This window comes from Streptomyces sp. NPDC029526 (genome assembly GCF_040637405.1).
In the GTDB taxonomy this organism is placed as follows: Bacteria; Actinomycetota; Actinomycetes; order Streptomycetales; family Streptomycetaceae; genus Streptomyces.
Genome location: NZ_JBEZWE010000002.1, coordinates 179,070 through 197,165 on the forward strand (window position 1 = coordinate 179,070; position 18,096 = coordinate 197,165).

The window sequence follows — 18,096 nt, forward strand, 5'->3', positions numbered from 1 at the left end:
CCGACCCGCCCCGCCGGCGAGTCCAAGCAGCAGACGGACCAGCAGCGCCAGTCGGACCAGCCGCGCGAGCTGGACCAGCCGCGCCAGTCTGACCAGCAGCGCCAGTCGGACCAGCCGCGCGAGCCGGACCAGCAGCGCCAGCCGGAGCCGGGCCAGTCGGAAGGGTCCGACGAGATGGGCCGCCCGGACCGGGCGGCCAACCCGGATCAGCCGAGCAACCCGGATCAGCCGAGCCGTCCGGACCGCACCGGCGAGGCACGCGACGCGGACGGCCGGCAGCAGTCACGGCGCCCACGGCAGGAGGGCCGGGAATGACCCTCGCAGCGAGCGTCGCCGACCTGGCGGTGCGCACCGGTGCTCCCCAGGCACCTCATCTGGCGGCGGAGTCCCACGGGTTCCTCTCGCCCACGGGCGTGGAGATCACCTTCCTCCTCGTCGGCCTGGTCACCCTCGGCGCCGCCGTCATCACCGTCACCACCCGGCAACTGGTGCACGCCGCCCTGTGGCTGGTGGTGGCCCTGGGCGGTCTCGCCGTCGAATACCTGCTGCTCACGGCCGAGTTCATCGCCTGGGTGCAGGTCCTCATCTATGTCGGTTCGGTCATCGTCCTCATCCTGTTCGGTCTGATGCTGACCCGGGCCCCCATCGGGCGCTCCCCGGACGCCGACTCGGGCAACCGGTGGTTCGCGCTCGCCGTGGCGGTGGCCGCCGCGGGCACCCTGGTCTGGGTCGTCGTGGACGCCTTCCGCACCACCTGGATCGACCTGGACGGCGCGCCCGCCGGATCCACCGAGGTGACCGGCGCGAGCCTCTTCCAGCACTGGGTCCTCCCGTTCGAGGCACTCTCCGTCCTCCTCCTCGCCGCTCTCGTCGGCGCGATCGTGCTGTCCCGCAAGGCGAAGGCCGACCCCGTCCGGACCACCCCCGCCGACGGCCCCGTCGGAACCGTCCCGGGCACCGGGGCCGCCAAGTCCCCCAGCGGCAACGGGACCCCTGGAACGACACGGCGCACCGGTCGCCGAGCCACGGCGACCGGTGCCGGAACCCCCCGGGACACCCCTGCCACCGGGAACGCCGGCGCGTCGAAGCCCGCCGGCACCGCCCCGTCCCCCGGCCACGGGCACGGTGACCCGGAAGGGGACCGCTGATGCACCTCGCCTATCCCGCCGTGCTGTCCGTCCTCCTCTTCTGCACCGGCCTGTACGGGGTCCTCGCCCGCCGCAACGCGATCCTGGTCCTGATGTCGGTCGAGCTGATGCTCAACGCGGTCAACCTGAACCTGGTCGCCTTCGACGTGTGGCTCAGCCGTGCCGCCGAGGAGACCCTCCACTCCGGGCAGGCCCTCACCCTGTTCACCATCGCCATCGCCGCGGCGGAGATCGGCATCGGGCTGGCCATCGTCCTCGCCGTCCACCGCAACCGGGGCACCGCGGACATCGACAAGCTCCGCGACACCGCCGAGGGCCACGGCCCCGACGAACCCGACGGCGGTGACCGTTCCGACGGCGCCTCCGACAGCGACGCTCCCGCGGCCCAGGCGACCGGGCCGGCCGCCGAGAAGGCTGAGGCCACCGCGTGACCACGACCACCCTCGCCGTCCTCGTCCCCCTGCTGCCCTTCCTCGGGGCGATCGCCGGACTGCTCCTCGGCCGCACCGCCCCCGGCTTCGTGCGCCCGCTCGCGGTCCTGCCGACCCTCACCTCCCTCGTTCTGGCCGCGGTCGTCGCCGGGCGGCAGGGCGGAGGCCGGGCGGTCGACGCCGCCACCGAGCTGACCCCGACCGGGTCCGTGCCCATCGAACTCGCCCTGCACATCGACGGCTTCGCCGCCCTCACCGCCGTCGTGGTCGGCGTCGTCGCCTCATGCGTGCAGATCTACTCCACCGGCTACCTGCGCACCGACCCGCGCTATCCCTCCTACGCGGCGCTCGTCTCCCTGTTCACCTCCGCGATGTTCCTGGTCGTCTACTCCGGCGACCTGATGGTGCTCCTGGTCGGCTGGGAAGTGATGGGCATCTGCTCCTACTTCCTCGTCGGCCACTACTGGGAGACCCCCGAGGCCCGCGCGGCCTCCCTCAAGGCGTTCCTGGTCACCAAACTGGGCGACGTCCCCTTCCTCATCGGCCTGTTCGCCCTCGCCCACGAGGCCGGGTCCTTCCGCATCACCCGGGTCCTCGGCGCGGTGGCGAGCGGCGGCATCGAGCACCCCACGCTGATCGCGCTGCTCCTCCTGGCAGGCGTCGCCGGCAAGTCGGCGCAGTTCCCGCTGCACACCTGGCTGCCCGACGCCATGGCGGGCCCGACCCCCGTCTCCGCGCTCATCCACGCCGCCACGATGGTCGCCGCCGGTGTCTACTTCGTCGCCCGGCTGCTCCCCCTCTTCGAGGCGTCCGGGGCGGCGATGACCGTCCTCGCCGTCATGGCCGCCGTGACCATGGCCGGGTCGGCACTGGCCGCGCTCGCCCAGGACGACATCAAACGCGTTCTCGCCTACTCGACGATCGGCCAGCTCGGCTACATGACCGGCGCCCTCGCCGTCGCCGACCGCGGTGCGGCCGTCTTCCACCTCCTGTCCCACGGCGCCTTCAAGGCGCTGCTGTTCCTCGCCGCCGGTGTGGTCATCCACGCCGCCGGCACCAACTCCCTGGCCGCCATGTCCCGCATGAGCCACCTGCGCGACCGTGTGCCCGACGCCTACTGGACGATGACCGTGGCCCTGCTCGCGCTCGCCGCCATCCCCCCGTTCAGCGGGTTCTTCTCCAAGGAGGCCGTGCTCGGCGCCGCCGAACACGTCGTCACCGGCCACACCGACCGCACCCCCGCCGCAGCGGGATGGATCGTCCTCCTCGCCGGCCTGGTCACCGCCCTGCTCACCGCCGCCTACGCGACGCGTCTGTGGCTGCTGGCCTTCCGCGGCCACGGCGCCGAGGCGCCCGACCACGGCCGGCAGCCGCTGACGATGACCGCCGTGCTCTGGGTCCTCGCGGTCCCCTCCCTCGCCCTGGGCGGCCTCGCGTTCCGCGCGCTGCCGGACTGGTTCGACGGGCACGGCCTCACACCCAGCCTCACCACCTCCGTCCTCGGCACGGGCGTGGCCCTGGTCGGCGGCATCGTCACCTACGCCACCTGGCGGCACACCACCGCCCATGCGGCCGGCACACCGCTCGGCGCCGTGGCCGCCCGCCGCGAGGGCGACGCCGGGGAGGTGGAGGCGGCGGCCATCGCCGCCCACCGGCCCGCCTACGGCGACATCGCGGGCGCGCCCGATCCGGCCGACCCGGGACGGCTGCTGCTGGGGCCCCTGCACCGGCACGCCGCCGCCGGATTCCATCTGGACGCCGTCTACACGGCCCTCTTCGTCCGCCCGGTGCGGGCCGCCGCCGCACTCGTCCGGTTCCTCGACCGGGAGGTCGTCGACACCTACGTCCGCGGTGCCGGCACGCTGCCCCGCTGGCTCGGGACCGCGGTGCGCCGAGCCCAGACCGGCAATGTGCAGACCTATGTGAGCGCGCTGCTCGCCGGCACCGTCGTCCTCGCGGTCGCCGCCGTCCTCGTCGCCACGGGAGCGTGAGCAGGCGTGATCGATATCAGCGAGTCCGTGATGCAGTTCCTTCTGGCGTTTCTCGTCGTCGGCCCGCTCCTGGGTGCCGCGACCGCCCTGCTGCCCGCGCCGCCCGGGCTGAAGGGGAAGTCCCCCGAGCAGGCCGTGCTCCGGCACGGCGTCACAGTCACCGGAGCCGTCCTCCTCGCCGCCCTCGTCCTCGCGGCCGGTTTCGACCACGACCAGCCGTCCAGGATGCAGGCCACGACCGACATCAGCTGGATCCCCGCACTCGACGTGCGCATCCACCTCGGCACCGACGGCATCTCACTCCCCCTTCTGGTCCTGACCGCCCTGCTGACCTTCCTGAGCGCCCTCTACTCCTACGTCAAGCCGCCCGCGGGGCCGTCCCCGAAGGCGTTCGTCGCCCTGCTGCTCGTCCTCGAGTCCGGCACCCTGGCGACCTTCGCCGTCCTCGACCTGATCCTGTTCTTCCTGGCCTTCGAGATGGTCCTCATCCCGATGTACTTCCTCATCGCCCGCTGGGGCGGCGAGGGCCGGGCCGAGGCCGCCTGGAAGTTCATCCTCTACACGCTGCTCGGCTCCGTGGTCATGCTGCTCGGCCTGCTCCTGATCGGCATCGAAGCGGGCACATTCGACATGGTGGCACTCGCCACTGACAACGGCCGCTCCCTGACCACATCCGTGCAGGTCACGGCCGTTCTGGCGATCGGGATCGGGCTCGCCGTCAAGACCCCGCTGTGGCCCCTGCACAGCTGGCTGCCCGACGCCCACACCGCCGCCCCGACCGTCGGATCGGTCCTGCTGGCCGGTGTCCTGCTCAAGATGGGCACCTACGGGTTCGTCCGGATCCTGCTGCCCGCCGCCCCCGACGGCTTCCGCACCTTCGCCCCCTACCTCGCCGCGTTCGCCGTCGTCGGCATCATCTACGGGTCCCTCGCCTGCCTCGCCCTCGCCCGGCCCGGCGCGAACGGCGACCTCAAACGCCTCATCGCCTACTCCTCCGTCGGCCACATGGGCTTCGTCGTCCTCGGCATCGCCACCATGACCCCGACCGGGGTCAACGGCGCCCTGTTCGCCAACATCGCCCACGGCCTGATCACCGGCCTGCTGTTCTTCCTCGTCGGCGGGCTCAAGGAGCGCACCGGCAGCACCGACCTCGACGCCCTGGCCCAGCAGACCGGCGCCGCCCTCTACGGCAGGGCCCCCCGACTCGGCGGCCTCCTCGCCTTCGCCGCCGTCGCCTCCCTCGGCCTGCCCGGCCTCGCCGGGTTCTGGGGCGAGATGCTCGCCCTGTTCGGCGCCTTCGACCCCGCCGAGGGCCTCAGCCGGCCCGCCTTCCTGACCTTCATGTCGATCGGCGCGTTCGGCACCCTGCTGACCGCCGCCTACCTGCTCGTCGTGGTCCGCCGCGTCTGCATGGGCGCCGCTCCGCAGGACGCGCCGGCCCTCACCGACGTGCGCGGCCACGAGTTCGCGGCCTGGACACCGCTCGTCGTCCTCACCGTCGTCGCCGGGCTGTGGCCGGGAGCCCTGCTGAAGCTCACCGACCCCGCCGTCCAGCAGCTCCTCGCAGGAGGCATCCGATGAGCTCCCTCGTCCAGTCCGTCGACTGGCTGGCCATCGCCCCGCCCACCCTCGCGGCGGTCACCGGACTCCTGATCCTCGTCGCGGACCTGTTCGTCGCCGAACACCGCAAACCGCTGCTGGGCGGCCTCGCCGTCGCCGGGCTCGCCGCCGCCACCCTCATGCTGCTGCCGCTCCTCGACGCCGACCGCAGCACCTTCTGCCTGGTCGGCGACCCCGGCACGTGCAGCTACACCGCCGACCGCTTCACCCTCGTCATCCAGTTCCTGGTCCTCGGCGGCGCCCTCCTGACCGCCCTGCTGTCCGTCACCGCCCTCGACGACGACCGCCGGCGGCTCCCCGGCGGCGAGTACTGGTTCCTGCTGCTGTCCTCCGCCGCGGGCGCCGCCCTGCTGCCCGCCGCCCGCGACCTCGCGACGCTCGTCGTCGCCCTGGAAGTGGCCTCCCTGCCCGCCTTCGCCCTGGTGGGCCTCCGGCACGGCGACCGCAGGTCCTCCGAGGCCGCGCTGAAGTTCTTCCTGTCGTCCGTCACCGCCACCGCGGTCACCCTGATGGGCGTCAGCTTCCTCTACGCCGCCACCGGAAGCCTCCACCTCACCCGCATCGCCACCCGCATCCAGGACGTCGACGGACAGCTCCACACCCTCGCCCAGACCGGCGTCGTCCTCACCCTCGTCGGCTTCGCCTTCAAGACCGCCGCCGCGCCCTTCCACTTCTGGGTGCCCGACACCTACGTCGGAGCCCCCCTGCCGATCGCCGCCTACCTGTCGGTCATCGGCAAGGCCGTCGGCTTCACCGGCCTCATCCTGGTCACCGTCGTCGCCCTGCCGTCCTACGCCGACGTGTGGGGGCCCGCCCTCGCCGTGCTCGCCGCGCTCACCATGACCGTCGGCAACGTCGGCGCGCTCCGGCAGGGGGCCGGCCGCGCGTACAGCGCCGTACGCCTCCTCGCCTGGTCGTCCATCGGGCAGGCCGGCTTCCTCCTCGTCCCCATCGCGGCCGCCGCGTACTCCGGTGACGCCGAGAAGTCCATCGGCTCCACCGTGGCCTACGCCCTCATGTACGCCGCCGTGAACCTCGGCGCGTTCGCCGTCGCCGCCCTGGTCGGCCGCGGCCACCGCCTCAACCGCGTCGCCGACTACCGCGGCCTCTACGCCACCAACCCGCTCACCGCCCTCCTCATGGGCTTCTTCCTGCTCTGCCTGGCCGGACTGCCACCGGGCATCATCGGCCTCTTCGCCAAGGTCACCGTCTTCGCGGCGGCCGTCGACGCCGGACTCGGCTGGCTCGCCGTCGTCATGGCCGTCAACGTCGTCATCGCGCTCGTCTACTACCTCCGGTGGACCGCCCTGCTGTTCCGCGCCCCCGACGGCACACCGGCCCGGCACCGCCTCCCCGCCCCGCTCACCGCCGCCCTGGCCCTCACCGGCGTCCTCGGCGTCGCCCTGTCGGGGGCGCCCCAGCTGATCGTTCGCTTCACCGGCACCGGCCTCTTCTGATCCCCGGCAGGGCATCCGACGCCCGGCGCGGGGCACCCGGCACGCACGCGTCCGCCACCGGGACCCCACCTCACCCGGACGGCTGACACGCGCCACCACGGGGCCATGGGAACTCGTGCCCCCCGCCTGGCGTTGACCGAAAGGGAAGGGTCCACTGGACGTGACAGCACAGACCCGTGCCGTCACAGGTCGGACGGAAGATCAGCGAGCAAGCGCAAGGGTCCCCCTGCCGCACGACTTGGAGGGCGTACCGTGCACCGCCGGCACAACGGGCTCAGGACCGCGGTCCTCCTCGGGGGACTGTCCGCAGTCATCATCGTCATCGGCAGCTTCTTCGGCCGCACGGGCCTCGTCGTCGCCGTCGTCGTCGCCCTGGCCACCAACGCCTACGCGTACTGGAACAGCGACAAGATCGCCCTGCGCGCGATGCGGGCCCGCCCGGTCAGCGAGTTCGAGGCACCCGGGCTGTACCGCATGGTCCGCGATCTCTCCACGCAGGCCCGCCAGCCCATGCCCCGGCTGTACATCTCGCCCACCGAGGCACCCAACGCCTTCGCCACCGGCCGCAACCCACGGAACGCCGCCGTGTGCTGCACGGAAGGCATCCTGCGCCTGCTCGACGAGCGGGAACTGCGCGGCGTCATCGGCCACGAACTCAGCCACGTCCACAACCGCGACATCCTGATCTCGTCGGTCGCCGGAGCCCTCGCCTCCGTGATCATGTTCCTGGTGAACTTCGCGTGGCTGATCCCGATCGGACGCTCCAGTGACGACGACGGCCCCGGCATCCTCGGCATGCTGATGATCCTGATCCTGGGCCCCCTCGCCGCCAGCCTCATCCAGCTCGCCATCAGCCGCTCCCGCGAGTACGAGGCCGACGCCTCGGGCGCCCAGCTCACCGGAGATCCGCTCGCACTCGCCGCCGCCCTGCGCAAACTGGACATAGGCACCAAGCAGCTCCCGCTGCCCCCCGAGCCCCGGATCGAGACGGCCAGCCACATGATGATCGCGAACCCGTTCCGGCCGGGCCAGGGGCTGTCGAAGATGTTCTCCACCCATCCGCCGATGGCCGAACGCATCGCCCGGCTCGAGAAGATGGCAGGTCGCCCCCAGTGAAGACCATCCTGAACGTCATTTGGCTCGTCCTCAGCGGCTTCTGGCTCTTCCTCGCCTATCTGTTCGCAGGCGTGCTGCTGTGCATCACCATCATCGGCATCCCCTTCGGGATCGCCGCGTTCCGGATCGGCGTCTACGCCCTGTGGCCCTTCGGGTACGAGGCCGTCGAACGCCGGGACGCGGGCGCGCCGTCCTGCGTGGGCAACGTCCTGTGGCTGCTCCTCGCCGGCTGGTGGCTGGCCCTCGGCCACATCGCCACCGGCATCGCCCTGTGCCTTACGATCATCGGCATCCCGCTCGGCATCGCCAACTTCAAGCTGATCCCGGTCTCCCTGCTCCCGATGGGCCGCGAGATCGTCCGCACGGACCGCCCGTTCACGTCGGCGTACTAGCGGCGTACTAGCGGCGTACTAGCGGTGTACCAGCGGGCCAGTGCCGCGCCTCTGCGCTCGCCGTGGGATCCGTGGGGTCCCTTTGGATCGTAGGGGCGACGAAGCGGCCTCAGCCCGCCGTGTCCGGTGTCTCGACAGCTGTCAGCGTCACGGTGCCGTCGTCGGTGACCGACCACCCGGGTTGGGGCACACCTCCCAGCCGTGATCATCGGGGTCGGCGACGTAGCCATGACAGCCGCCGAACGCCGCGCGTTGCGGCGGGTTGCCCACCGGTCATCGGTTGTCCACAAGCCGTCGGTTGTCCACAGGTCTCCCCGCTCACCGAGAACCGGCCCCACGATGGACGCATGACCACACCGCACGTACCGCACACCGCACGCCCGGCGACCACCACGGGCGGGTGCCCGGCGCAACCGCTGCCCCGCGCCCGGCGACCACCGTTCCCACCCCGTCCCGACGCCGTCCGGATCACGGGAGGGCCGGGTGGCCGACCGCCGGCCTACCGCAGCGCGGCCGTCCCCCGCCGCGCCCCGTACACCAGCGCACCCACCGCCAGCACGCCCGCACCGGCCACCACCGAGCCGACGGGCAGGGAGAAGGCCAGCACGGCACACCCCACGAGCCCGACGGCCGGCACCACGCGCGCCGCCACCCCGGGCCGCAGTGTCCAGGCGGAGGCGTTGGCCACCGCGTAGTACACCAGCACCCCGAAGGAGGAGAACCCGATGGCGCCCCGCACGTCCACCGTCGCGGCCAGGACGGCGACCACGGCACCCACGGCCAGCTCGGCCCGGTGCGGCACCTGGAAACGCGGATGCACGTCCGCCAGGGCGGCCGGTAGGTGCCGGTCCCGTGCCATGGCCAGCGTGGTCCGTGACACCCCCAGAATCAACGCGAGCAGCGATCCGAGCGCCGCCACCGCCGCACCGGCCCGCACCACGGGCACCAGCCAGGGCACCCCGGCCGCCCGCACCGCGTCGGCCAGCGGAGCGGTGGCCTGCGCCAGCCGGTCCGGCCCCAGCACCGAAAGGACGGCGACAGCGACGGCCGCGTAGACGACCAGGGCGATCCCCAGCGCGAGCGGGATCGCGCGGGGGATGGTGCGCGCCGGGTCACGGACCTCCTCGCCGAGCGTCGCGATACGCGCGTACCCGGCGAAGGCGAAGAACAGCAGCCCCGCCGCCTGGAGCACCCCGCCGACCCCGCCCGACGCCCCGAGGGACAGGTGCCCGGCCTCGGCCTGCCCGGACGACAGCGCGGCCACCACGACACCCGAGAGGACGGCGAGGACGACGGCCACGATCACCCGCGTCAACCGCGCGGACCTTTGGACCCCGCCGTAGTTCACCGCGGTCAGCGCCACCACCGCGGCCACCGCCACGGCGTGCGCCCGGTCCGGCCAGACGTAGGCGCCCACGGTGAGTGCCATCGCCGCGCAGGAGGCCGTCTTCCCGACCACGAAGGCCCAGCCGGCGAGGTACCCCCAGAACTCGCCGAGCTGCTCCCGTCCGTACACGTAGGTGCCACCGGAAGCGGGATGGCGGGCGGCCAGCCGTGCCGAGGACGTCGCGTTGCAGTACGCCACCACGGCGGCGACGGCGAGCCCGAGCAACAGCCCCGAGCCGGCCGCCTGAGCGGCGGGCGCGAGCGCGGCGAAGATCCCGGCGCCCACCATCGAACCGAGGCCGATGACCACGGCGTCGCCGACACCGAGGGTGCGGCGGAGACCGGGGCCCGAGGAGGCAGTCATGAGCTGCACGTTACTGATCACCGCAACCACCCGGCGCCCCCACGGCGTCCTCCACACCACAAAGGCATGAACACCCGGAGACAGGAGGGTGTGGCACGGCAGGAAAGGGCAGGAACGGAGTATGACGATCATCAGTTGGATCATCCTGGGGCTGCTGGCCGGGGCGATCGCGAAGTTCCTGCTGCCGGGCCGCGACCCGGGCGGCCTCATCGGCACGACCCTGATCGGCGTCGCCGGCGCGTTCATCGGCGGCTGGATCTCGTCCCGTTGGCTCGACCACCCGATCACCAAGGACTTCTACGACGGCACCACCTGGGTCGCCGCGATCGGCGGCTCCCTGGTGCTCCTGATCGCCTACCGCCTGCTCTTCGGCCACTCACGCGACTGACACCGCCCGACACACCGCGGCCGGACACGACGAAGGGTGGACACCGCCGGTGCCCACCCTTCTTCGTGCTGCCGTACCGTTCCGTCAGCTCGTCTCGCCTCGCGCAGGGACGCCCCCTAGGGCACCGACCGCCCGGTGGTCCCATGGCGCGAAGCACCCGGCGGCTACCGGTAGTTGACGAACTGCAGCGCGAAGTCGAAGTCCTTGCCCTTCAGCAGCGCGATGACCGCCTGCAGGTCGTCGCGGCTCTTCGAGGTGACCCGCAGCTCCTCGCCCTGCACCTGGGCCTTCACGCCCTTGGGGCCCTCATCGCGAATGATCTTCGCCACCTTCTTCGCGTTCTCCTGGGAGATGCCCTCCTGGATCGTCGCGAAGATCTTGTACTCCTTGCCGGAGAGCTGCGGCTCACCGGCGTCCAGGGCCTTCAGCGAGATGCCACGCTTGATCAGCTTGGACTGGAAGACGTCGAGGACAGCCTTCACCCGGTCCTCGGAGTTGGCCTCCATGAGGATCTTGTCCCCGGACCAGGAGATCGAGGCGCCCACGCCCTTGAAGTCGTAGCGCTGCGAGATCTCCTTGGCGGCCTGGTTGAGGGCGTTGTCGACCTCCTGCCGCTCGACCTTCGAGACGATGTCGAAACTGGAGTCGGCCATGTCCTGTGGCTCCTTGTATCAGGGTGCGCATCGGCTGCGAACCGCATCCGTACCGGCGAACGTGAGCGGCCGAGCGGCCCCGTACCGGGCCCGCGCCGCATCCGCCCAAGCCTAGCCACCCCGGGCCCGCCGGGCGGCGATCAATCGGGTGGCGAAGCACCCCTGCCCATCGGGTATTGTTTACGTCGTTGCCACGGAGCAGCGTCGCAAGGCGGTGCATCGGCAGCAAACCCGGCGGTGTGCCCGAGCGGCCAAAGGGAGCAGACTGTAAATCTGCCGGCTCAGCCTTCCCAGGTTCGAATCCTGGCGCCGCCACACGACCGAAAGGGTCTGTGACCAGCAGCAATGCTGATCGCAGGCCCTTTCGGCGTTGACGGGTACGACCTGATCGTTATGGGTGCTTTTTCCCGGTGTGTCTCAGCCTGATTCGGGTGCTGACCAGTCCGTGTGGGGCAGGCGTGGGGCAGCTTCCGGCCGTCCTAGGTGCCGTTCCTCAGTGCCCGCTCGATCCGGGCGTTCGCCGTGGCGGCGCCACCGTCCAGGCATTTCGCGTACACCCGGAACAGAACGGCCACGCTGTGGCCGGCGCGCGCTGCTACCTCCTGCGGCTCCACGCCGGAACTGAGCCACGTGGACACGGCGGCGTGGCGAAGATCATATGGACGCTTCGCCAGCAGCGACGTGCACTGAGCGGGCGTGAGGGCGCGCGTCCGGGCTTCCGCCCACACTTCGCCGTATCCGGTGTCCTGGATGAGTCCTCCGCGCTGCGTTCGGAACAGTCGCCCGTCGGGGGCGACGCCGTAGGCGGTGACGTGCCACCGGAGCAGGTTCACGAGATCGGGCGGGATCGGGACGGTGCGGACTGCTTTCCGGGGCCGGTGCTTGAGCCCTCGCCGGTCGTGCGCCTCTCCGCTGTCCGTCCAGGCCGACCCCGAGCGCGGGCGGGTTTCCCGGAGTCGCAGAGTGCCCCACCCTCGGCGGGGCAGGTCGCAGTCCTGGAGACGCAAGCCGATGACTTCCGCCGGCCGTGCCGCCGCGTAGTACATGCAGCCGAAGAAGGCGACCAGGCGCCGCCCGCGGGGGCTCTGCGTACGCACGGCATCGAGCAGGGCGAGAGCCTGCCGGGGGTCCGGTACCGAGGCGGGGTCCAGTTCCTCCGCGACCTGCTCCGGGGACTTCCACTGCACCTGTGGCAGGGGGTTGTCCGTCAGACGTCCGGCGTCAACTGCGTAGCCGAGTGCGTTGTGAAAGATGGCCCGCTTCCGGCGGATGGTCGACGCTGCTGCTGTGGTGCCGTCCAGTTTCTTGGTCAAGGCGTCCAGGGCGGCGCGTACCTGCATGCGGTCGGCCAGCGCGGACGTGGGCAGGGACTTCCGCTCGAACCATGCCAGCACGGCGGCCACGTCGTCCGGCGGTTCCTGGTCACGGCGGCTCACGTTGAATGCCCAGCTATAGAGGGCCGTCCGTACCGTCTGAGCATCAGCCATGCCCTTGGCGTCCCTAATGAGAGCGGGCGTAACGGTGGCCATGGCTTCCGCGAGCGTCCGGCGTGTGGAGCCGGGGGAGTGCTGCCACTTCATCTCGATGTACTCGCGGGCGTGCTGGTACCAACTGACGTCGTTGCGCCGGCGCAGCTCGGAGAGCGGTGCCCCGATCGACTCGTCGAACGGCTCGCCGGCATGAGCGGCCCGCAGTAACTCGGCGCGACGGCCCTCTGCCAATGTCTTGGTGCGGAACGTCTGCGAGTGCGGAGTCTCGCCCGTCTTCCAGCGCAGTTCCGCGGAGGTCTGTCCACGATCCTTGCGCTGCCGGACGGACCAAATTCGAACGTCGTACGTCTTCCCCATCGGGGGCCTTCCTGCGAACGGGGCCCGGCTCATACCGGGCCCCGTGGATGGGTTGGTCTGTCGGTGCGATCAGTAGGCGGGGGAGTCCAGGTTGCTGAGCCAGTTGTCCAGGTCGGTGCGGCGGACCCGCAGGTGACCGTTGGGCAGCTTCACGAGTCGCGGCGCCTGCCCACGGGCGCGCATGCGGTAGAAGGCAGCGCGGCTCATGCCGATCTCGGTGAGGACTTCGGGGAGCTTGAGCATCTCGGTGCCAGCCAAGGTGATGACTCCTTCTCGGGGTGGTCGTCCGGGGGACCCTCCAGGGGTCGCTACTTCCGCTACCGCCGCTACCGTGCAGGTCAGGGGCCTGTTCGGGGTAGCGGGAAGGGGTAGCGGTAGCGGATGGGTAGCGGGGCGGTAGCGGCAACCGACACTGGTTGCCGCTACCGCGTAACTGCTGGTCAGGCCACGTTTTCGGTGCCGGGTAGCGGAGGTAGCGGACTTTCCGGGGGTGGGGGGCAGTAGCGGGCCCACGCGTCCCAGAGATCGGCGGCGTAGTAGCCCTTGAAGACGCTCCCGGCGGTCTTGATGTTGCGGGAGGCGATGGGCTCGTTGTCCGCCGTCATGTACTCGGCGAGCATCTTGGACAGGCGCCGGTTGTCGAGCGGTTTGCCGTGCAGGTCCGCCCACGGGGCGTCGTCCAGGGCGTTGAGCCGGTCCAGGATTGCGACGGTGGGAAGCCGGTCGATGCCGGCCATGACGTGGTCGCGCAGGTCGGTCAGCAGCCGGACGCCGAGGCTGCCTTTGTCGTTGGCCTTGGACGCGGTCACCAGGGTGACGCAGGCTTCGCGGGCCCGGTCGGGCCAGTGGCCGCCGGCGGCGTCCGCGATCGCGAGCAGCGGCTCCCACACGTCCGCGGGCCGGTCGGTGACCCCTTCCGGCATCTCGGGCCACGCGTCTACGACGGACGCGCGGGCCTGCTCTGCCCAGGTGGCGAGCCGGTCACGGAGCTTGTGTCCCTCGGCCTCGTGGACGCGGGCCCGGAAGGGTTCCACCTTCTCGTTGCGGGCCCGGCGGCGCATGCGGATGACGACGGCCCGGCTCATGATCGTGTCGGGCAGGGATCCGAGACCGGCGACCGCGACCGCGCAGTAGGAGGGGAACGCCTGCACGGTCTGCTGCCCGCCGTCCCCGATGCATCGGTATGTGACCCCGGTGCGGCGGTGGCCGGCGTTGAGGAAGCCGCGCAGTTCCTCGTTGTCCCCCGCCTTGGGCCCGAAGACCGTGTCGATCTCGTCGAACAGGATGGTGGGCTTGCCGTTGCCCGACGACACGGAGCGGAACAGGGCGGCGGCGGACGCGTTGACGGCCGTCATGGGCTGCGGCACGAGCGTTTCCACGATCTCCAGCGCCCGCGTCTTTCCGGACCCCGGCTCCGGGGACAGGAACGCGATACGAGGGGTGGAGTCGAAGCAGTCCAGCAGGTGCGCGTGCGCGTCCCACAGCGTCACCGCGACGAACGCGGCCTCGTGCGGGAAGACGTTGAAGCGGCGGTGGAAGGCTTCCACCTCGTTGAGCAGAGCGGCGCCGTCGTTGGCGGTCATGCGGCGGCCCTCCCTTCGGAAGTTGCGGCGGGAGCTCCCGTGCAGGTGGATCGGTGGGCGTCGAACTCGGCGACCAGCGCAGCCACCTTCTCGGGGCCGGTGGCGGATCCGGTCTGCCCGCAGCGGCAGGCATAGGCGGCGGTGGGCAGGGCTCCGGGCCGAGTGGACCAGCGGGCGCCGTCGTAGTGGTGCCGGTAGACCGGCGGAGCGAAGATCCGGATACCGGGCGCGTCGAGAGTCGGGTTGCCCCCGGGCGGGGCCGTGGAGCGGTTCGGGAAAAGGGCAGTTACGACGCCCTTACGGGCGGCGCCTTTCGGCTCGCCCACACCCGCCGCGTCCACAGGCTGTGGAGCGGCTTGTGGCCGGTCGGGAGTGCTGGTGGGGCAATCCAGGTGGGGGGAGTTGGGGCCGGTCATGAGGCTGCCTGCCGTGGGGTGGCGTGGGTGATGACCCAGTCCATGGCGCTGCGGATGGTGGTGCGGCACTCGGCCGGCGGCAGGCCCGTGGACTCCCCCGCCCCCTGGATTGCCTGCTCTGCCACGTCCCGGGGAAGGTCGCCCCACGCGACGAACCGTGCGACCTTGCAGGCGCTGCGGTGAAGGGTGTTGTTGCGCCCGCCGTCGGTCGTGGCGGCGATCGCGGCGCACTCCCGTTCCAGCGCCGTCCGCGCGGCCCGTGTGCCGTCCCGCACCGGGGTTAGGGGGACGACAGCGGGCCGGTCCGGCTCGGCGAGCCGCTCGGCCAGCCATCCCGGCAGCGGCGCCACGGGGGCGTCGTCGGTCACCTCGTAGGTGCCGTCTGGGGTGGTGCTGCCGGGGGCGACGACGTAGCCACCCCATGCGCGGGTGTCGATGTGGGGTCCGAGTCGGTTCGCGCTGCACTTGAGCCGCACGCCGGCCGGGGCGGTGAAGTACAGGTGTTCCCCGCCGCGCGCGGTCCGCACCCGGTAGGTGGTGGGGATGGCCTGGGCGGCGCGCTCGCAGAGCGCTTGCAAGGAAGTGGCGCCGTCTGGCGCTCCTTCTGGTTCTTCGGGCTTGCACACGTCCAGGTCGACCACGAGCAGCCCGGCCGGGCCGGTCGCGATCCCCACGTTGTAGGGGCGTGTAGCCCAGGTGGCGTGGATGAGGTCGGGGTTGGTGGTGGCGCGCTGTTCGGGCTTGCGGTGCCCGCTGGCGCACCGGCCCGTGCGGGGGCAGTCGCGTTCGGCGTGCCCGGCGGGTCGCTTGGCGCGCGGGTGTAGGGGGATGACGGGCCAGCCGCGTTCCGCGCTGGTGAGCGCGGAGGCGAGCAGCGGCAGGCAGGTCAGATCGGCGGTCAGGGGCTGGTTCATGCTGCCCTCCGGTCGGTGAGCAGCGTCTGCTGGTGGGTGGGGATCGAGTTGATGACGCGCTCGCGCCACTTCAGGGCGTAGTCGATGCAGTTCGCGCAGTTCTTGTGCGTGTGGCCAGGCAGGGGCGGGCGGCGGCGGGCGTGGGAGCTCCAGGCGGCGGAGTCCGCGGAGGCGAGCAGGTGCCCGACGCGTTCCAGGCCGAGGATCTTGAACCCGAAGCCGTGCAGGCGGAAGCCGTGTGCGGCCATGGCGGTGACGATCGCGGCGCCCTGGCGGGTGGACTGCAACCGGCACACCGACCCCAAACCGACCACCGGCTCACGCCGCAGGTCGACTCCGGCGTTCTCGAACAGTTCCACGCACCGCTCGTACTCCGGGGTGCTGCGCCCCTGAAGAACCGGGGCGATGCGCAGGTCCGGGGCGAGGGAGCGCAGTTCGAGGAAGTTGGCGACGGTGCGGCGCTGGTGTTCGGCGACGCTGAGGTGGGTGCCGACGAAGTACTGTCCGCCGAACCAGCCGCCGTGGATGATGGCTTCCTCGCACATCCAGTCCTGTTGTGCGGCCCAGTCGTAGGGGCCGACGTGTTCCCAGATGCGGCGCAGAGAGTCGACGTACTGGCGGGGGGTGCGGGTCCAGGTGCCCTTTTCCTTCAGCTCCATGAATCCGCCGGAGTCGACGGCGTAGGGGCCCTGGGCTACGTCCCACTTGACGGCACGGTCCCAGTGCTCCGACTTCAAGAACAGCGGCACGTTGGTCCAGCGGAGCCAGTGCCGTTTGTGGGTGGTCAGGTAGAACCGCATCCCGCTCACGGCGGGAGCTCCCGTCGGTAAGGCTCGCGGGAGGGTGGTGGGTTGCGTCATGCTGGAGACCTCCACAGGTCTGTTTGGGGCAGGTGGATAGGAGCGGCCCGGTTTCATTGGCGTGAGCGGGTCGCTCCTGCTCGCCCGCGGATCGGCGGGCAAGATCGGGGGATTGTCAGTGGTGGCCGCTAGATTTCGCGGCATGTCGAGTCTTGACCTTGCTCAGGGATCTCTCACCACGCGCGCGGAACTCGCTGCGGCGTACGGTGGTTCGCAGTACGGCGGTGGCATTGTGCCGGCCAACCAGACGAAGAACATCTTCGTTTTCTCCGACCCGGCGGCCGGCAAGGAACACGACTACACCTTCGATGGCCGCACGGACGACGACGAGTTCGGCGTCCTGTATCTGTACACCGGTGCCGGACAGCCTCCCGCGGATCAGGAATTGACCGATCGCAATCGGTCGTTGCTGAACCACGTGCAGGCCGGCCGGGATGTGCACCTGTTCGTCGCCGACGGCACCGTGGGCGACACGGAGACGGTGCGGCAGCGGTATATTGGGCAGGTCGTTGTTGACCCGGTTCAGCCCTATGAGGAGCGGTGGACGCAGGCCAACGGCCAGCCTGGCCGTCGGCTGTACGTCTTCCGTCTGCGGCCGGCACCGGGCGTCACCCTGGCACTGACCGACCAGGACACGATGCAGACCGCGTCCACGACGCAGGCCCTGCCGGTGCCGCCTGCCACAGAGGGTGCCGCCGGCACGTCCGCGACGGCGGTCCCCACGGAGCAGCACGGCACGGACTCCACCACGGCGAACATCACGGGTGGGGCGCGGACGGTGCTGCGTCGGGAAGGCAGGCTCGTGACCGCGTTCGAGAAGCATGCGGCCGCGCACGGGCACGTCGTGCATCGCTTCCAGATCCGTGTGACGGGTGAGCGCGGTGCCTTCCTCACGGACCCGTACGACGCGACCGACAACGTGCTGTACGAGGCCAAGGGCAAGGCCACGCGCGAGTACGTGCGGATGGCGATCGGCCAGTTGCTCGACTACCGGCGCCACATCGACGTGCCGGATGGGCTTCGTCTGGCGGTGTTGTTGCCGGAGGAGCCCACCGCGGACCTGCGGTCGCTGCTGGAGGCAGAGGGCATTGCCCTGGTGACGAAGACCGCGGACGGCTTTGCGGGTTTCCCGCTTCCGCCGGCCACGGCCTGAACCACAAGGGGCGGCACGGCCGGCTCTGTCAGTGCTTGCCGCGGGCGAGTCGGAGGCTGATGCCGCCCACTCCGATGGGTCCGGCGGCGGCGCCGATGGCGACGGCGGTGTGGATGGCGAAGTCGAGCAGCGCGACGAATGCGGCCACGAGTCCGAACACGCCGATGACGCCGGCGCCGGCGACCGCGATGGGGAACAGGTAGTGCCGCAGCGGCCGGCCGGTGCGGTCGGTGTGGTGAACGACGACCACGATGGGAGCGCCGGTGGTCTCGGCGCGGCGGTAGGCATCGGCGGGGATGTGCGGGGCGATGATCCCCGGCGGGTCGCGGTGGGTCATCAGAACTCCCTCGGGTGTGCGCCGGGCCCGCACCACGGAG

The 18,096-nt window shown here is 71.3% G+C and carries 17 protein-coding genes and 1 tRNA gene; 10 read left to right on the forward strand and 8 right to left on the reverse strand.

The window, feature by feature from the left end; genetic code table 11:
- Positions 1–311: 311 nt before the first annotated feature.
- From AB0F01_RS06350 to AB0F01_RS06380, 7 genes are all read left to right on the forward strand, one after another.
- The gene (locus tag AB0F01_RS06350; protein ID WP_362090513.1) at positions 312–1,148 is read left to right on the forward strand and encodes an NADH-quinone oxidoreductase subunit J; all 837 of its coding nucleotides are present in this window, start codon (positions 312–314) and stop codon (positions 1,146–1,148) included.
- Positions 1,148–1,579: an NADH-quinone oxidoreductase subunit NuoK gene (gene nuoK / locus AB0F01_RS06355; protein WP_362090515.1), complete on the forward strand. Its 432-nt coding sequence runs from the start codon at positions 1,148–1,150 to the stop codon at positions 1,577–1,579. The genes AB0F01_RS06350 and nuoK overlap by 1 nt, the downstream gene beginning before the upstream one ends.
- Positions 1,576–3,570: an NADH-quinone oxidoreductase subunit L gene (locus tag AB0F01_RS06360; RefSeq protein ID WP_362090517.1), complete on the forward strand. Its 1,995-nt coding sequence runs from the start codon at positions 1,576–1,578 to the stop codon at positions 3,568–3,570. The genes nuoK and AB0F01_RS06360 overlap by 4 nt, the downstream gene beginning before the upstream one ends.
- Positions 3,571–3,576: 6 nt before the next feature.
- On the forward strand, positions 3,577–5,151 hold the full coding sequence (locus AB0F01_RS06365) for an NADH-quinone oxidoreductase subunit M (protein ID WP_362090519.1): 1,575 nt from the start codon (positions 3,577–3,579) through the stop codon (positions 5,149–5,151).
- Positions 5,148–6,647, forward strand: coding sequence for an NADH-quinone oxidoreductase subunit N (locus AB0F01_RS06370; RefSeq protein ID WP_362090521.1), 1,500 nt, complete (start codon positions 5,148–5,150; stop codon positions 6,645–6,647). Before AB0F01_RS06365 ends, AB0F01_RS06370 begins: the two co-directional genes overlap by 4 nt.
- Before the next feature lie 252 nt (positions 6,648–6,899).
- Positions 6,900–7,763, forward strand: a complete 864-nt coding sequence (htpX, locus tag AB0F01_RS06375; RefSeq protein ID WP_362090522.1) for a zinc metalloprotease HtpX — start codon at positions 6,900–6,902, stop codon at positions 7,761–7,763.
- On the forward strand, positions 7,760–8,155 hold the full coding sequence (locus tag AB0F01_RS06380) for a YccF domain-containing protein (protein ID WP_362090524.1): 396 nt from the start codon (positions 7,760–7,762) through the stop codon (positions 8,153–8,155). The genes htpX and AB0F01_RS06380 overlap by 4 nt, the downstream gene beginning before the upstream one ends.
- A 499-nt stretch (positions 8,156–8,654) precedes the next feature.
- On the opposite strand, the gene AB0F01_RS06385 is transcribed toward AB0F01_RS06380, so the two are convergent.
- Positions 8,655–9,905 carry an APC family permease gene (locus tag AB0F01_RS06385; RefSeq protein ID WP_362090526.1) on the reverse strand — a complete coding sequence of 417 codons (1,251 nt, stop codon included), beginning with the start codon at positions 9,903–9,905 and terminating at the stop codon, positions 8,655–8,657.
- Positions 9,906–10,026: 121 nt separating this feature from the next.
- On the opposite strand from AB0F01_RS06385, the gene AB0F01_RS06390 reads away from it, so the two are divergent.
- Complete coding sequence (locus tag AB0F01_RS06390) at positions 10,027–10,293, forward strand: GlsB/YeaQ/YmgE family stress response membrane protein (protein ID WP_362090528.1); 267 nt, start codon at positions 10,027–10,029, stop codon at positions 10,291–10,293.
- A gap of 164 nt (positions 10,294–10,457) precedes the next feature.
- On the opposite strand, the gene AB0F01_RS06395 is transcribed toward AB0F01_RS06390, so the two are convergent.
- Positions 10,458–10,946: a YajQ family cyclic di-GMP-binding protein gene (locus AB0F01_RS06395; protein WP_362090530.1), complete on the reverse strand. Its 489-nt coding sequence runs from the start codon at positions 10,944–10,946 to the stop codon at positions 10,458–10,460.
- A 233-nt stretch (positions 10,947–11,179) separates the two neighbouring features.
- Between AB0F01_RS06395 and AB0F01_RS06400 the strand changes: the two genes are divergently transcribed.
- Positions 11,180–11,261 (forward strand) — tRNA-Tyr (locus tag AB0F01_RS06400).
- A 164-nt stretch (positions 11,262–11,425) separates the two neighbouring features.
- Here the strand turns inward: AB0F01_RS06400 and AB0F01_RS06405 are convergent.
- The 5 genes from AB0F01_RS06405 to AB0F01_RS06425 form a co-directional block, all read right to left on the reverse strand.
- Positions 11,426–12,793 (reverse strand): site-specific integrase, encoded by a 1,368-nt coding sequence (locus AB0F01_RS06405; protein WP_362090532.1) that lies wholly within the window; start codon positions 12,791–12,793, stop codon positions 11,426–11,428.
- 69 nt (positions 12,794–12,862) lie between these two features.
- A complete protein-coding gene (locus tag AB0F01_RS06410; protein ID WP_199825946.1) occupies positions 12,863–13,051 on the reverse strand; it encodes a helix-turn-helix domain-containing protein in 189 nt (62 codons plus the stop codon).
- A 182-nt stretch (positions 13,052–13,233) separates the two neighbouring features.
- Positions 13,234–14,376, reverse strand: coding sequence for a DUF3631 domain-containing protein (locus tag AB0F01_RS06415; RefSeq protein WP_362090534.1), 1,143 nt, complete (start codon positions 14,374–14,376; stop codon positions 13,234–13,236).
- Positions 14,377–14,788: 412 nt separating this feature from the next.
- The gene (locus AB0F01_RS06420) at positions 14,789–15,706 is read right to left on the reverse strand and encodes a bifunctional DNA primase/polymerase (protein ID WP_053665122.1); all 918 of its coding nucleotides are present in this window, start codon (positions 15,704–15,706) and stop codon (positions 14,789–14,791) included.
- A complete protein-coding gene (locus AB0F01_RS06425) occupies positions 15,703–16,506 on the reverse strand; it encodes a hypothetical protein (protein ID WP_053665120.1) in 804 nt (267 codons plus the stop codon). Before AB0F01_RS06425 ends, AB0F01_RS06420 begins: the two co-directional genes overlap by 4 nt.
- Before the next feature lie 202 nt (positions 16,507–16,708).
- Between AB0F01_RS06425 and AB0F01_RS06430 the strand changes: the two genes are divergently transcribed.
- A complete protein-coding gene (locus AB0F01_RS06430; RefSeq protein ID WP_053665150.1) occupies positions 16,709–17,719 on the forward strand; it encodes a hypothetical protein in 1,011 nt (336 codons plus the stop codon).
- 28 nt (positions 17,720–17,747) lie between these two features.
- Here AB0F01_RS06430 and AB0F01_RS06435 read toward each other — a convergent pair whose 3' ends face one another.
- On the reverse strand, positions 17,748–18,056 hold the full coding sequence (locus AB0F01_RS06435; RefSeq protein WP_053665118.1) for a hypothetical protein: 309 nt from the start codon (positions 18,054–18,056) through the stop codon (positions 17,748–17,750).
- Positions 18,057–18,096: the final 40 nt, after the last annotated feature.